Raw genomic sequence first — 15,252 nt, forward strand, 5'->3', positions numbered from 1 at the left:
ACCGTAGAAGACCGCGCGCGGCAGCGGGAACGGACGAAGCTCTCCAAGGCCTGGATGAATCGACGGGGCAGCGTCGAAGGGGAGGGCGACGGCGGGTCAGCTCAGCGGCTCCGCGACGGACCCGCCCGAGCGCCACGGCCCGCCGATGCGCTCCTGCAGCAGCGGCGCGGCCGGGTCGGCGAGGCGGGCGAGCAGCGCCTCCACCCCGCGGCGGCCGAGCGCGTGGCCCGGCGCGACGAGCAGGTCGAGCGCCGGATCCGCGAGATCCGCGACGTCGGGGTCGGAGGCGAGCAGGACGATCGAGAGGTCCTCGGGCACCCGCACGCCGCGGTGGCGCAGCTCGTGCGCGAAGCCGACCGCCGCGCCGCCGTTGATCACCAGGACCGCCGTGGCCGCCTCCGGGTCGAGCGAGCGGGCCAGCGCGCGGCCGCCGGCGGGCGTCTCCTCGCAGTGCAGGAGCGCGGCGGTCAGGTCGCGGGCCGCGGCCGCCCGCTCGAACGCCTCCCGGGTCCGCGCGTAGGGGCCGAAGTCGGCGCCGCCCTCCGGCCCGAGCACGAGCGCGACCCGGCGGTGCCCGAGCGCGGTCAGGCGCTCGAGCGCCTCCTCGACCATGCCCTCGAAGTCGATGTCCACCCAGTCCAGCGCCGAGGGGTCGCGGGTGCGGCCGAGCAGGGCGAACGGGGTGCCGGAGTCGCGCAGGACCGCCACCCGCTCGTCGTCCGACGTCACCTGCATCAGCACGACGCCGTCGAGCAGGCCGTCGGCGCGCAGATCGGCGAGCTTCTCCGCGCCGCCGACCGTGGGCCAGAGCACGATCGAGTAGCCGCTCTCAGCGGCCGCCTCGGCGGCGCCGGCGAGGAACGTCGTCGCGGTGCTCAGCGGACGCGAGGGCACCAGCGGGTAGACGATCGCGATCATCATCGAGCGCCGGCGGGCCAGCGCACGGGCGAGGGCGTGCGGGCGGTAGCCGAGCTCGCGCATCGCCTCGCGGACCCGGGCGGCGGTCTCGGGCGAGACCGGCTTGCTCGCGTTGACGACGAAGGAGACGGTCGCGATCGACACGCCGGCGCGGCGCGCGACGTCCTGCATGGTCGCCATCGCGCCTCCCTCCGCTCGACGCGCCCCGCCGCGGTTGACGCGGGGGCGCGGTGTCCCGCAGTCTAGGAGCACTCGCCGGTAAAGCGCTTAACCGTTGCACCGGCGCACTCGACACCTCCGACGAAGAAGGACCTTCCGTGACCACACCCGCCGCTCCCCTCCGCGTCCTCGTCTGGGGCGAGAACCGCCACGAGCAGATCGAGGAGAAGGTCCGCGCGATCTACCCCGACGGCATGCACACGACGATCGCCGCCGGCATCACCGAGAACCTCGGCGAGCGCGCGACCGTCTCGACCACCACACTCGACGAGCCCGAGCACGGCCTCACCGAGGAGGTCCTCGCCGCCACCGACGTGCTGGTCTGGTGGGGCCACATGGCGCACGACGCCGTCGCCGACGAGATCGTCGAGCGCGTGCAGCGTCACGTGCTCTCCGGCATGGGGCTCGTCGTCCTGCACTCCGGCCACTGGTCGAAGATCTTCGGGAAGCTGATGGGCACCACCTGCACGCTCCGCTGGCGCTCGGCCGAGGACCGCGAGATCGTCTGGACCGTCGACCCGACGCACCCCATCGCGCAGGGCGTGCCGCATCCCTTCACGATCCCGCAGCAGGAGATGTACGGCGAGTTCTTCGACGTCCCCGCGCCCGACGAGCTGGTCTTCCTCTCCACCTTCTCCGGCGGCGAGGTCTTCCGCTCCGGGATGACCTGGAAGCGCGGCCACGGCCGGATCTTCTTCTTCTCGCCCGGCGACCAGGACTTCCCCGTCTACCACCACGCCGACGTCCGCCGCGTGATCGCGAACGGCGTCGAGTGGGCGCGCTCCGACCGCCCCGAGCGCCGCCTGCCCGTGCTGCAGCGCTACGAGTCCGGCGAGTTCTTCGCCGGCGAGGACTACCAGGGGGCGCTCATCCGATGACCGTCCGTCTCGTCCAGGTCGGAGCGGGCGCCATGGGGCGCGCGTGGATCCGCACCATCCGCGACCACCCCGACGCCGAGCTGGTCGGCCTCGTCGACCTCGACGTCGCGCTCGCCGAGCGGGCCGCCGAGGAGGAGGGGGTCGGCCCGATCGCGGTCGGCAGCTCCGTCGCCGAGATCGCCGCGCGCTCCGGCGCCGACGCGGTCGTCAACGTCACCGTGCCGCGCGCGCACCTCCCGGTCAGCAGCGAGGCGCTCTTCGCCGGGCTGCCGGTGCTGTCGGAGAAGCCGATCGCACCGACGATCGCCGAGTCGCTGATCCTCGCCGCGACGAGCGAGGTCGCCGGGCAGCTGCTGATGACCAGCCAGTCGCGGCGCTACTACCCCGCGATCGCGGCGTTCCGCGAGCAGGTCGCCGGGCTCGGGGAGCTCGGGACGGCGTCGGTCCTCTTCGCGAAGGCGCCGCACTTCGGCGGCTTCCGCGAGGAGATGCCGCACGTGCTGCTCGTCGACATGGCGATCCACGCCTTCGACGCGGCGCGCTACGTCCTCGACCGCGACCCGGTCGCCGTCTACTGCGAGGAGTACAACCCGGCCTGGAGCTGGTACGCCGACGGCGCCGCGGCGAGCGCCGTCTTCGAGTTCGCCGGCGGCGTCCGCTTCAGCTACACCGGCAGCTGGTGCGCCGACGGGCTCGAGACGTCCTGGAACGGCGACTGGCGCGTCACCGGCGCGGGCGGCACCGCGCACTGGGACGGCGACGGCGCGCCCTCCTGGCAGGCGCGCGAGTCGGAGGCGGTGCAGACCGCGACGCTCGAGCCCGGCCCGCAGGAGATCGCCGGCTCGCTCTCCGAGTTCGTGCGCGTGCTGGGGACCGGCGCCGTGCCCTCGGGCGAGGTGCACGCGAACGTGCGGAGCCTCGCGATGGTCGAGGCGGCGGTGCGCTCCTCCGAGACGGGCGCCCGCGTCCGCATCGACGACGTCCTCGAGGAGGGCTACGCCGAGGCGCTCGGCCTCGCGCGCGACGAGCGCGTGCGCGCCGCCCTGGCCGGCTGGGGCTCGGCGGCGGCGGGCCTTGCGGCCCGCTGACCCCTGCCGCGCGGATCTCGAGACGGCCGCTCCGCGGCCCGCTCGATCAGCATGAACGCGGCCGGCCGCGCTGCCCATGCTGGTCGAGCAGCCGCGGCACGCGGCGTATCGAGACCCACCGGCCCAGCAGGGCGGGTCTGCAGACCACTGTTCTGACGCAGGGGGATCTCGATACGGCCGCTCCGCGGCCTACTCGATCAGCATGCAGTCCCCCGCGCGGACAAGATCGGCATGCCCCCTTTCATGCTGGTCGAGTAGCCGCGGCACGCGGCGTATCGAGACCCACCGTCCTCAGCAGGCCGGTCCACCGACTCCAGTCCTCCGACCCCGCCGCCCCCGGGCGTTCGCCCGCCGGACACCTGCGCGCGTCGGCGCGTTCATCCGGGGCGGCCAGCGTGGGCGGGTTCCTTCGAAACCGCTCAGGAGACCCGTGCCCCGTCACTTCGCCCCCCGCCGCACCGCCGGCGCCGCGCTCACCCTCGTCCTCGCGAGCTGCACCGTCGGCGCCGCGCTGCCCGCCACCGCCGCCGGCGACTCCTTCTTCACGCGCGTCGCCACGGTGCCCGCGTACCTCAACGCCGCCGACCCGGCGGTCGACTCCGCCGTCGCCGAGATCTCCAGCGCCTCCCCCGACGGCCGCCTGGTCTACTCCACCGACTCCGCCGGCCAGCGGATCAACGTCCTCGACATCAGCGACCCCGACGCGCCGAAGCCCCTCGGCGGCGTCGGCGTCGGCGGCGAGCCCACCTCGGTCTACGCGACCGGCGAGTACGTCCTCGCGGTCGTCGACACCTCCGACGGCGACTTCGCGGACCCCTCCGGCCACGTCAGCGTGCTGCACGCGAGCGACCTCGCCCCCGTCGCGACGATCGAGCTCGGCGGACAGCCCGACTCCATCGACGTCACCACCGCCGGCGACCTCGCCGTCATCGCGATCGAGAACCAGCGCGACGAGGAGTTCACCCCCGAGGGCGCCGAGGAGGGCGACCTCCCGCAGGCGCCCGCCGGCGAGCTCGTCGTCATGGACCTCACCGCCGACCCGTCCGCCTGGGTCGCCGAGCACATCGCGCTCACCGGTCTCGCGGGCATGGACACCCCGAGCGACCCGGAGCCCGAGTACGTCTCGATCAACCCCGCCGACACCGCCGTCGCGGTGACCCTGCAGGAGAACAACGCCGTCGCGATCCTCGACCTGGCCAGCCGCACCGTCACCGCGTCCTACTCGGCCGGCACCGCCTCCGTCTCCGGGATCGACACCCTCGACGACGACCGCATCGCGCTGACCGACTCGATCACCGACGTCCCGCGCGAGCCCGACGCGATCGGCTGGGTCGGTGACGACCACGTCGCGATCGCGAACGAGGGCGACTGGAAGGGCGGCACCCGCGGCTGGTCGATCCTCGACGCGGCCTCCGGCGCCGTGGTCTGGGACGCCGGCAACACCTTCGACCACCTCGCCGTCAGCCTCGGCCTCTACCCCGACAAGCGCTCCGACGCGAAGGGCTCCGAGCCCGAGGGCCTGCTCTCGGCGACCTTCGACGGCGTGCCCTACGTCTTCGTCGGCGCCGAGCGCGCCAACTTCGTCGCCGTCTACGACGTCTCCGACCCCACCGCGCCGCGCCTCGTGCAGGCGCTGCCGTCCACGCCCGGTCCGGAGGGGCTGCTCGCCCTGCCCGAGCGCGATCTGCTCGTCGTCTCGAGCGAGACCGACGACGCCGAGGCGGCGGTGCGCGCGAGCGTGCAGCTCTACGCGCTCGGCGCCTCCGCCCCCGCCTTCCCGACCATCGCGTCGGCCGACGTCGACGGCTCGCCGCTGCCGTGGGGCGCGCTCTCCGGCCTCTCCGGCGACCCGGCCGCCACGGATCGTCTCTACGCCGTGAGCGACAGCGCGTACGCGCCGAGCACGATCTACTCCGTCGACACCTCGGTCGTCCCGGCGCTGATCGACTCCACGCTCACCGTGACGGAGGCGGGCGAGCCGGCCGCGCTCGATCTCGAGGGCATCGCCGCGCGCGAGGACGGCGGCTTCTGGGCCGTCACCGAGGGCGCGACCGGTCCCGAGAACGCGCTGCTGCGCCTGGACGCCTCCGCCGCCGTGCTCGAGCGCATCGCGCTCCCCGCCGAGCTGGGCGACGCGCTCGGCTCGCAGGGCTTCGAGGGTGTCACCGTCGAGGCGGGCGCCGACGGCGAGATCGTCTGGACCGCGCTGCAGCGCGAGGCGTCGATCGACGCCGACGGGATCGTCCGGCTCGGGCGCTACGACGTCGCGGCCGGCAGCTGGAGCTTCTTCGGCTACCCGCTGGAGAACCCGTCCGGTGCCGAGGGCGACTGGAACGGCCTGTCCGAGATCACGCTGACGCCCGCCGCGACCCTCGCGGTCATCGAGCGCGACAAGCGCAACGGACCGGACGCGGCGCTCAAGGCCGTGTACACCGTGCCGCTGCCGACGGGGCCGGGCGCCGCGATCGGCGAGGAGCTCCCCGTGCTGGCGAAGACGCTCGCCGTCGACGTCCTGCCCGCGCTCGAGGCCGGCAACGGCTGGACGCAGGAGAAGCTCGAGGGCCTGGGCATCACCGGCGCCGGCGAGGTCTTCGCGGTCACCGACAACGACGGCGTCGACGACGCGAACGGCGAGACGGTGCTCGCGTCGCTCGGCTCCGCGGCCGACGTGTTCGGAGCGGCGGTGACGCCGACCCCGGTGCCGACGACCGAGCCGACCGCAGTGCCCACCGCCGTGCCCACTGCCGTGCCGACGGCTGAGCCGACCGTTGCGCCCACCGCGGAGCCCACCACCGAGCCGACCGCGCAGCCCACGGTCGCGCCGACGCACCCCGCCGGTTCCGTGCCGCCGCGGGCGGGCTCCGGCTCCGGCTCGCTCGCCTCCACCGGCGTCGAGTCCGGCTGGCTCTCCGCCGCCGCGCTGTCCCTCCTCGCCGGCGGAGCCCTCGTGCTCGGCCTCGCCCGGAGGCGCCGCACGGCGCGCTGACCGGGGCGTGACTCGATACGGCCGCGGCGCGCGGCTCCCGCTGCTGGTCGAGTAGCCGCGGCACCCGGCGTATCGAGACCCACCGTCACCAGCAGGGCAGGTCTGCAGACCTCCCTTCTGACCAGGGTGGATCTCGATACGCCCGCTGCGCGGGCTACTCGATCAGCATGGGTGCCCGACCCCTCTCGCAGGAGCAGCCGCGGCACGCGGCCCCGCATGCTGGTCGAGTAGCCGCGGCACGCGGCGTATCGAGACCCACCGTCGCCAGCAGGGCGGGTCTGCAGACTCCACTCCTGGCGTGGGTGGATCTCGATACGCCCGCTGCGCGGGCTACTCGATCAGCATGGAGGACCCGCTCCGCGGGCTGCTCACTCAGCAGGGAAGTGCGCACCAGCGCGGGCCCATGCTGGTCGAGCACTCAACGGGGGCGTCTCGAGACCGCGCGCTGGCGCGTCCCTTTCATGCTGGTCGAGTAGCCGCGGCACGCGGCGTATCGAGACCCACCGTCACCAGCAGGCCGGTCTGCAGACTCCTCTTTCGACGCCGGTGGATCTCGATACGCCCGCTGCGCGGCCTACTCGATCAGCATGATTCCCCTCCGGTCGAGCAGCTACCGCAGAGGGCGGACCGAGCCCCAGGCCCTCTCCGCAGAACTGAGTACACTCGGTTCCTCAGCCCGGGAGGTCCGATGTCGACTGCACTGCCCTCGGCGGCGCCCGGGCGCCGCGAGCGGAACAAGCTCGCCAAGCTCGAGCGGATCACCGCGGCCGCGAGCGAGCTGTTCGCCGAGCACGGCGTCGACGACGTGACCACGCAGCAGATCGCCGAGCGCGCCGACATCGGCACCGGCACTCTCTTCCTCTACGCGAGGACGAAGAGCGAGCTGCTGCTGCTCGTGCAGAACGCCCACTACGCCGAGGCCCTCGAGCGCGGCCGGGCCGCCGCCGCGGACGCCGGGACAGTGCTCGACGCCGTGCTCGCGCTGGTCGCGCCGATCGTCGCCTGCAACCGCGCCCACGTCGGCAACGGCCGCGTCTACCTCCGCGAGATGGTCTTCGGCGACCCCGCGGAGCCGCACCACGCCGAAGCTCGCTCGATCGTGGGCCGGAGCGAGGAGGCGATCGCCGAGATCCTCGAGCGCGGCGGCGTGCCGAGCGCGAGCACCGTGGCCGGCGTCGTCTCCGCGGTCGTCTTCGTCACCCTCGCGGCCGGCGACGAGCCCGACGTCGCGGCGATCCTCCCCGCGATCCGCTCTCAGCTCGCAGCGATCCTGCCGACCTGACCGACAGCCCGACCCGACCGACAGCCCGACCTGACAGACAGCCCGACCCGACCGGCAGCCCGGCCCGACCGCCACCTCGGCCGCTGATCAGGGCCGCAGGAACTCCGCCGCGACGGGAACGAACTCCTCCCAGTACTGGAAGATCCCGCCGTGCCCCGAGTCCGTGTAGAGGATCAGCTCGGACCCCGCGATGCGCCGGTGCAGATCATGGGACAGCACCGAGGGAACCATGCGGTCGTGGTCGCCGTTGGCGATCAGCGTGGGCTGGGTGATGACGGACAGGTCCGACGGCGCCGAGCGGCCGAAGCGCTGGATCGCCTTCAGCTGGGTCGTGAAGGCCTTGGTGCTGACCTTCTCGTCGCGGTCGGCGGTGCGCTCCTTCAGGCGTCCCACGAACTGCTTGGCGGCCTTCCTGCCGGCGGCGTCGCGCGGGAAGAAGAGGAACTCCTTGATGTCCGAGCGGGTGAGGACGGAGCGTACGAGGTCGAAGTACGTGACGCCCACCACCTTGTCCATGTCCTTCCCGCCGCGGGGACCGGTGCCCGTGAGCACCAGCCTGCGGACGAGCTCGGGGTGCTTCACGACGAGGTCCTGCGCGATCATCCCGCCCATCGAGAACGAGAAGACGTCGATCTTCTCGAGACCGAGGCCCCGGAGGAAGAGGTACGCGTCGTCGGCGGCCTCCTCGATCGTGCCCGGCACGGTGCCTCCGGAGGCGCCGACGCCCTGCTGGTCGAACGCGATCACGTGCCGCCGCGCCGCGATCGCATCGACGATGCGCGGGTCCCAGTTGTCGAGATTCGCGGCGAGGTGCCCGAAGAAGACGACGGGGACGCCCTCCTCCGGACCCAGCTCGCGGTAGGCGAAGGTCTTGCCCTGCGTGGTGACGCTCCTCGCGGGGGCGAGCGCGTACGAGGTGACGACGGGATCGGCGGTGCTCATGGTGTCTGCTCCTTCAGGGGCGGGTAGGCGGGAGGAGTGTCAGAGACCGAGGACGACGGTCTTGCCGCGGGCGCGGGAGGCTCCGAGGGAGGCGAGTGCGGCGGGCGTCTCGTGGAAGGGGAAGGTGGCACCGACGACCGGGCGGATCGCGCCGGCGTCGACGAGCTCGGCGATGCGGGTCAGCTGCTCGCCGCTCGACTCCATGAAGAGGAACTCGTAGTGGACGCCCAGCGAGCGGGCGCGGCGACGGACCCCGAGGCTGAGGGCGGCGATCGCGAGGCGGAGGACCGGGTTCAGCCCTCTCTTCTTCGCGAAGGCGGGGTCGGGCGGGCCGGAGATGCCCACGGCCCGGCCTCCCGGCGCCAGCACGCGCAGCGACTTCGCGAGGTTCTCGCCGCCGAGGCTGTCGAGCACGACGTCGTAGCCGGAGACCTCCTTCTCGAAGTCCCGGCTGCGGTAGTCGATCACCAGGTCCGCGCCGAGGTCGTGGAGGAAGCCGGACTGGGCCGCCGACGCGGTGGTCGCGACGAAGGCGCCGAGGTGCTTGGCCAGCTGGATCGCGACGGTGCCGACTCCGCCGGAGCCGGCATGGATGAGGACCTTCGATCCGGGACCGACCTTCCCCTTCACGACGAGCGCCTGCCACGCGGTCAGCGCCACCAGCGGGAGCGAGGCCGCCTCGGTGAGGCCGATCGAGGACGGGGCGAGGGCCACGTCGGCCTCGTCGATCGCGATGCGCTCGGCGAAGGTCCCGATGCGGTGGTCGCGGGGGCGGGCGTAGACCGTGTCGCCGACGGCGAAGCCGCGGACCGCCGACCCGACGCGCAGGACGGTCCCGGCGACGTCGTGGCCGAGGACGAGCGGCGTCGTGTACGGGAGGATCGCCGTGAACTCGCCGAGGCGGATCTTCTCGTCCAGCTGATTCAGCCCCGCGGCCGCCACCCTCACCAGGACGTCGCGCGGACCGACGAGCGGCTCGGGGACGTCGGTCTCGTGCAGAGGCTGCTTGTACCTGTCGATCACGAACGCGCGCACGGGGACTCCTGGAGACGATCGGCGGCCCGACCGGATTTGGCGAGCGCACTCATTACTGAGTGTACTCACTATTGACGTGGTCAAGGCGAGCAGGTCAGCCCTTCACGGCCGAGCCCGCGACCGACTGGACGAAGTAGCGCTGGAAGATCAGGAAGACGATCAGCACCGGCAGCACCAGCAGCGTGCCGAAGGCGAACGTCTGTCCCCAGTCGGGCGGGACCTGCGCCGAGAACACGCTCATCTCCAGCGGCAGCGGCCGAGCGGCCGGATCCGAGGTGACCAGAGAGGGCCAGAGGTACTGCCCCCACGAGGAGAGGAAGGTCAGGATCGCGACGGTCGCGAAGACCGGGCGCGAGTTCGGGACGACGACGCGCACGAAGGTCCCCCAGGCGCCGAGGCCGTCGAGCCGGGCCGCCTCCTCCATGCTCTTGGGCACGTTGAGGAAGAACGTGTAGAAGAGGAAGACCGAGAACGCGTTGGCGATGAACGGGATCATCTGCACGAGGAGCGTGTCGCGCTGCCCCTGCAGCAGGGACATCAGCGGGATCGCGACCGACTCGAACGGCACGATGACGAGCAGCACGATCAGCAGGAACACCTTGTCGCGGCCCACCCACTCCAGCCGGGCGAAGGCGTAGCCGGCCAGAGAGTTGACGACGAGCCCCGCCACGACGATCACGAGCGAGATCACGAACGAGTTGGCGAAGAACTGCCAGAAGTGGCCGGTCGCATCCGAGCTCAGCGCCGTGAAGACGCTGGCGTAGTTGTCGAAGGAGAGGTTCGTCGGCAGGAAGCCGGCGAAGCCGTCGAGCACCTCGGCGGAGGGCTTGAGGCTGCCGATCAGGAGGTAGTAGATCGGCGCGAACATGAGTGCCGCAGCGGCGATCATCACGACGTAGTCGCGTACGGTGCGGGCGGTGCGGGCGGTGCGGGCGGTGCGGGCGGTGCGGCGCCCCGATGCTGTGCTCAACTCTCGCTCCCTTGGCGGAGGACCCGACGCTGGATCAGGGTGATGACGACGATGATCAGGAAGAGGACCACCGAGATGGCGGACGCCCGCCCGAGGTTGCTCTCGCTGTAGATGGTCTGGGTCGCGTTGTAGAGCAGGGTCTGGGTGCCCTCCTCGTTGGCGCCGGCGGTGCGGATCAGGATGAAGACCTGGTCGTAGACGCGGAACGCCAGGATCGTCGTCAGCAGCGTGACGAAGATCAGCGTGTTGCGGATGCCCGGGACCGTGATGTGGACGAACTGCTGCCAGCCGTTCGCGCGGTCCAGCCGGGCCGCCTCGTAGCGCTCCTCCGGGATCTCCTGCAGCGCGGCGAGAAGGATCACCATCTGGAAGCCGACGCCCTGCCAGATCGAGAGCAGGATCACCGAGCCGAGCGCGGTCGCCGAGGAGCCGAGCCAGTCGTGCGCCGGGACGAGCCCGCCGGTGACGAAGGTGACGGAGGAGTTGAGCAGCCCGTCGGGGCTGCGGTCGAGGATGAGCCGCCAGACGACCGCGACGAGGGCCATCGGGAAGACGACCGGCATGAAGAAGAAGGTGCGGAAGAAGCGCACGCCGGCGAGCTTGCGGTCAAGAAGCACGGCGAGCAGCAGCGCGAGGCCGGTCTGCACCGGGATCACGACGATCGCGAAGACGAGGTTGTTGACCAGCGAGCGCAGGAACGCCCCCGAGATCACCGGATCCGTGAAGAGCCGGATGTAGTTGGTGAGACCCCAGAACTTCGCGGGCCGGGACTGGTCGACCTGGACGTTGTAGAGCGAGAGCACGATCGCCGCGACGAACGGGACGGCGACGAAGGCGATCAGTCCGAGGACCGCCGGGGCGGCCATGAGGGCGCCGTCGCGGGTGTCCTTCCAGCGGAAGCGGGGTCGGGCGCAGGTGAGAGCGACGGGTCGCATCGGCGTCGATACGGGTGAGGCCACGGTCGGAGTCCTTCGATTGTCGGCGTCGGCGCCGGGCGGCAGGAGGGGGTGGGCGGGCGCCCGGCTGCGAGCGCCCGCCCGGATCGGCTACTTGTAGTCGTCGTTGTCGGCGAAGCTCTGATCGATCGCGGTGGCCGCGTCGGTCAGGGACTCCTTCGGGTCCGCGCCGCCCCAGACCGCGGCGAGGGCTCCGGAGAACTTCGCGGTGATCGTCGGGTAGCCGGCGGTGACGGGGCGGTAGACGGCGATGCAGTCGTCCGTGATCGCGTCCGCTGCGCAGGCGTTCGCCAGCTGCTGACCCCAGAGGGCCAGCCCGCCGCCGTCCTGGTAGAGGGCGTCGGCGGCGAAGGCGGTCTTCGTCGCGGGCGGCGCGCCGTTGGCGGTGGTCATCGCGCCGACGTTCTGGTCGTTCAGGAGGTAGTCCAGGAACGCTCCGGCCGCGTCGCCGTTCTTCGTGCCGGAGCCGATGCCCCAGGTCCAGGAGCCGGCGCCGGCCTTGGAGCCGTCGCCGAAGTCCGGCAGCGGCAGGGCGACGAGGTTCTCGCCGAGCGCCTCGGAGAAGGTCGGGTAGTTCCAGTGCCCGCCCCAGGCGACCGCGACCCGGCCGTCGACGAACGCGTTGCCGTCGGAGTTGGGGTCGGAGTAGTCCTTCCAGGACGCGAAGTCGGTCAGCGCCTGCACGCTGGCGTCCGAGTCCACGGCGCCGGCGGCCTTGCCGTCCTCGATCAGGTTGCCGCCCGCGGACTGGATGAGGGGCGCGAAGCCGTAGGTACCCCACTCCCCCGACAGGCTGGCCTCGTTGAGGTCGATGGACTTGCCCGAAGGGTTCGCCGCGGCGAGTGTCTTCAGCGCGGCCGAGAACTCGTCGGCCGTCCAGGCCGTGTCGAACGAGGTCGGCACGCTGATCCCCGAGGCGTCGAGCAGGGTCTTGTTGCCGTACAGACCCATGGCGGAGTCGAACATCGCCAGCGCGTAGAGCTCGTCGTCCGAGGTGCCCTCGGCGATGGAGCCCGGGGTGGCGTTGTCGATGGTGGCCTGGCCGACGAAGTCGCTGATCGGGGTGATCTTGTCGTTGTAGACGAAGCTCGCGAGCGTCGGCCCGTCGATCTCGAGCACGTCGGGGAGCTGGTCCTTCGGCGTGCTCGTGATCGTGGTCGTGTAGGTGTCGCCGGAGATGATCCGCAGCTTCGCGGTCACCTCGTCCTGCGAGCTGTTGAAGCCGTCGACCGCGGCCTGCAGAGCCGCGTTCTCGCTGTCCTGACCCTGGTGCGCCCAGACGTTGATCTCTCCCGTGCCGTCGCCGGCCGCGGCGTCCGTGCCGCCACCGCCTCCGGCCGAGCAGCCGGTCATCGTGGCGATCGCCGTGGCGACCGCGACGGCGACCAGGGCGCCGCGACGGATGGTGCGTGTGTTCCTCATGGTTCTCCTTGGTGCTGTGCGAGCGCATCCGTCCTCGGATGCGGGGTGCAGGCTGAGTGGTAGCGGCCGGGACGCGCCTGCGGGCCCCGGCGGGATCGGGGCCGCTAGCGAGCGGCGTCGGTGAGCTCGGCCGAGCCGAGGGCGATCGGGTCGACGATTCCGCCGAGGAAGACGCCGTTCTCGTCGGCGGTGCGGAAGGCGAGGAACTGCCAGCGACCCGCGCGATCGCGGATGACGCGGCCCGAGTAGAGCGAGTCCTTCGTCAGGGGTCGTGCGCCGGAGAGGTCGTAGCACCGGGTCGGATCGTTCACCTCGACCGCCCAGGTGCCCGCCCGCGGGTGCGCGAGCGCGTGCGCCGGGGTCATCGAGTCCTCCGTCGAGGAGAAGAGCAGCAGCCAGCGCCCGTCGACGAGCTCGATCTGCGGGACCTCCAGGTGCGCGAATCCGGCACCCGGGCGCGAGAGCGGCGGGCGCACCTCCCAGTCGACGAGGTCGGCCGAGACGGCGTGGCCGATCACTCCGCGGTCGTCGAGCGGCCCCTCCGTGGAGCGCGCCGTGACGAGCATGTGCCAGCCGTCGCCACTCGGGTCGCGGAAGACCCACGGGTCGCGCCAGGCCTCCTCCTTCCACTCGGAGGTGCCCCAGGTCTCGTACCAGCGCGGATCGGCGACGACGACCGGGCCGGGCTGCTTCTCCCAGTTGCGCAGGTCGGCGGACACGGCGACTCCGATGGTCTCGATGTTCGCGACGAGCGGCTCGGGGTGGAGGAAGCGCGAGCCGGTGTAGAACATCCGCCACAGCCCGTCGTCGCCGCGGACGACGCTTCCGGTCCAGGTGGCGGTCTCGTCGAACGCGCCGGCGGGACCCGGCGCGAAGGGCGAGCCTTCGAGCACGGTCCAGGACGAGAGGTCCGAGGAGACGGCGTGGCCGATGCGGGCGGCCCGGTGACGGCGGCTCTCCTCGCCGAGCGAGGTCGGTGCGTGCAGGAAGAAGGCGTGGAACTCGTCGCCGTCGTCGGCCAGCCAGAAGTCCCAGACCCACGAGCCCTCGAGGGTCAGCATCCGAGCGCCTCCTCGGCGATGGTCGACCGCATGTGCATCCCTCTCCGTTGAACGAGTAGCGGTGCTAAACCGCTTGACTGGCGAAGTTATGCGGTTTAGCTCGCCAAGTCAATCGCTTTAGCAGGATCGATCTACGATGGGACGACCAGGAACGGCGGAGGGGGGCGCGATGGTGCGGCAGCGAGTGACGATGGCCGACGTCGCGCGGAAGGCCGGCGTCTCGACGACCGCCGTCTCCCTCGTGCTGAACGACCGGCAGGGCACGCGCCTGTCCGAGGACGCGGCGAAGCGGGTGCGCGCCGCGGCCGACGAGCTCGGCTACCGGCCGAACCTCACCGCCCGGGCGCTGAGCACTCAGAAGTCGCGGATCATCGGCTTCATCTCGGAGCAGGTCACCGTCGACCGGCTCGCGAGCGGGCTCATCCGCGGGGCGCTGCGCGAGGCGAAGCGGCAGAACCACGTGCTCTTCATCGCCGAGACCGAGGGCGAGGCGGACGCCCTCGACGAGGCCGTCGACGCCCTCACCGACCGTCAAGTCGACGGCATCATCTACGCCGCGACACGGCCGCACGCCCTCCGCCTGCCGGCCCGCGTGGGCGGCACGCCGGTGGTGATGCTGAACGCGGTCGCCGAGGAGCCCGAGGGCTCGGCGGGCGGGCCGCGACCCGACGCCGTGCTGGCCGACGAGCGCGCGGGAGCCGTCGACGTCGTCGATCTGCTCCTCGACGCCGGCCACTCCGAGGGCGTCGTGATCGTCGGCCGCTCCGTCGACCAGCCCGACGACGAGTGGCTCAGCCTGGCCGTGCAGCGCCGGCTCGAGGGGATCTGGGAGTCGCTGGGCGCGCACGGGGTCCGCCCGATCGCCCAGCTGCCGTGCCGGCCGTGGTCGGTGAAGGCCGGCTACGAGGCGGTCCGCGACCTGCTCGCCGCAGGAGTCACGCCGCACGCCCTGATCTGCCTGAACGACCGGCTCTCGTTCGGCGCCTACCGCGCGCTCGGGGAGGCCGGCCTGCAGGTGGGGCGCGACGTCTCGGTCGTCTCGTTCGACGACGACGACATCGCGGTGTACCTGCACCCGATGCTCACCACCGCCGCCGCGCCCTTCGAGGAGATGGGCGCCCTCGCCGTGCGCCTCCTCCTCGACGACGACCGCGAGCCCGGCGAGCACCTCGTGCCGATGCCCACCCGCGTCCGCGACTCCGTGCACCTCACCCGCGCCCGCGCCGCCGAGCTGCAGCAGCAGAGCCCCGAGCCCGACTGGACGCGCTGACCGGCCCCTTTCCTGCTGGTCGAGTAGCCGCGGCACGCCGCCCCCGCATGCTGGTCGAGTAGCCGCGGCACGCGGCCCCCGCATGCTGGTCGAGTAGCCGCGGCACGCGGCGTATCGAGACCCACCGTCGTCGACACGGCTGGCCTGCAGACCCCACTTCTGGTGCCGGTGGATCTCGATACGCCCGCTGCGCGGGCTACTCGATCAGCAAGGAGGACCCGCTGC

At 72.2% G+C, this 15,252-nt stretch carries 12 protein-coding genes; 5 read left to right on the forward strand and 7 right to left on the reverse strand.

Features of this window, described 5'->3' with window-relative positions:
- Positions 1–96: 96 nt before the first annotated feature.
- Positions 97–1,098 carry a LacI family DNA-binding transcriptional regulator gene (locus tag EDF17_RS09985; protein ID WP_123446958.1) on the reverse strand — a complete coding sequence of 334 codons (1,002 nt, stop codon included), beginning with the start codon at positions 1,096–1,098 and terminating at the stop codon, positions 97–99.
- Positions 1,099–1,235: 137 nt separating this feature from the next.
- Here EDF17_RS09985 and EDF17_RS09990 point away from each other — a divergent pair, with 137 nt between their 5' ends.
- The 4 genes from EDF17_RS09990 (at position 1,236) to EDF17_RS10005 (ending at position 7,371) form a co-directional block, all read left to right on the forward strand.
- Positions 1,236–2,015 carry a ThuA domain-containing protein gene (locus EDF17_RS09990; protein WP_123446959.1) on the forward strand — a complete coding sequence of 260 codons (780 nt, stop codon included), beginning with the start codon at positions 1,236–1,238 and terminating at the stop codon, positions 2,013–2,015.
- Positions 2,012–3,103: a Gfo/Idh/MocA family oxidoreductase gene (locus EDF17_RS09995; RefSeq protein WP_123446960.1), complete on the forward strand. Its 1,092-nt coding sequence runs from the start codon at positions 2,012–2,014 to the stop codon at positions 3,101–3,103. The genes EDF17_RS09990 and EDF17_RS09995 overlap by 4 nt, the downstream gene beginning before the upstream one ends.
- Positions 3,104–3,533: 430 nt before the next feature.
- Positions 3,534–6,089, forward strand: a complete 2,556-nt coding sequence (locus EDF17_RS10000) for an esterase-like activity of phytase family protein (protein WP_221181812.1) — start codon at positions 3,534–3,536, stop codon at positions 6,087–6,089.
- A gap of 688 nt (positions 6,090–6,777) precedes the next feature.
- Entirely contained in the window at positions 6,778–7,371 is a 594-nt protein-coding gene (locus EDF17_RS10005) for a TetR/AcrR family transcriptional regulator (protein ID WP_123446962.1), read from the forward strand.
- A gap of 87 nt (positions 7,372–7,458) precedes the next feature.
- Here EDF17_RS10005 and EDF17_RS10010 read toward each other — a convergent pair whose 3' ends face one another.
- The 6 genes from EDF17_RS10010 to EDF17_RS10035 all read right to left on the reverse strand — a co-directional run bounded on the left by EDF17_RS10010 (position 7,459) and on the right by EDF17_RS10035 (position 13,757).
- Entirely contained in the window at positions 7,459–8,313 is an 855-nt protein-coding gene (locus EDF17_RS10010; RefSeq protein WP_123446963.1) for an alpha/beta hydrolase, read from the reverse strand.
- Positions 8,314–8,352: 39 nt separating this feature from the next.
- On the reverse strand, positions 8,353–9,348 hold the full coding sequence (locus EDF17_RS10015; RefSeq protein ID WP_123446964.1) for an NADP-dependent oxidoreductase: 996 nt from the start codon (positions 9,346–9,348) through the stop codon (positions 8,353–8,355).
- Between the two features lie 94 nt (positions 9,349–9,442).
- Positions 9,443–10,318, reverse strand: a complete 876-nt coding sequence (locus EDF17_RS10020) for a carbohydrate ABC transporter permease (RefSeq protein ID WP_243732849.1) — start codon at positions 10,316–10,318, stop codon at positions 9,443–9,445.
- Positions 10,315–11,277 carry a sugar ABC transporter permease gene (locus EDF17_RS10025; protein ID WP_243732850.1) on the reverse strand — a complete coding sequence of 321 codons (963 nt, stop codon included), beginning with the start codon at positions 11,275–11,277 and terminating at the stop codon, positions 10,315–10,317. The genes EDF17_RS10020 and EDF17_RS10025 overlap by 4 nt, the downstream gene beginning before the upstream one ends.
- 87 nt (positions 11,278–11,364) lie before the next feature.
- Positions 11,365–12,696 (reverse strand): extracellular solute-binding protein, encoded by a 1,332-nt coding sequence (locus EDF17_RS10030; protein WP_123446965.1) that lies wholly within the window; start codon positions 12,694–12,696, stop codon positions 11,365–11,367.
- Between the two features lie 104 nt (positions 12,697–12,800).
- A complete protein-coding gene (locus tag EDF17_RS10035; RefSeq protein WP_123446966.1) occupies positions 12,801–13,757 on the reverse strand; it encodes a glycosyl hydrolase family 32 in 957 nt (318 codons plus the stop codon).
- Positions 13,758–13,926: 169 nt separating this feature from the next.
- Here EDF17_RS10035 and EDF17_RS10040 point away from each other — a divergent pair, with 169 nt between their 5' ends.
- On the forward strand, positions 13,927–15,027 hold the full coding sequence (locus EDF17_RS10040; RefSeq protein ID WP_123446967.1) for a LacI family DNA-binding transcriptional regulator: 1,101 nt from the start codon (positions 13,927–13,929) through the stop codon (positions 15,025–15,027).
- Positions 15,028–15,252 lie beyond the last annotated feature (225 nt).

Source organism: Rathayibacter sp. PhB1 (assembly GCF_004362935.1).
GTDB lineage: Bacteria > Actinomycetota > Actinomycetes > Actinomycetales > Microbacteriaceae > Rathayibacter > Rathayibacter festucae.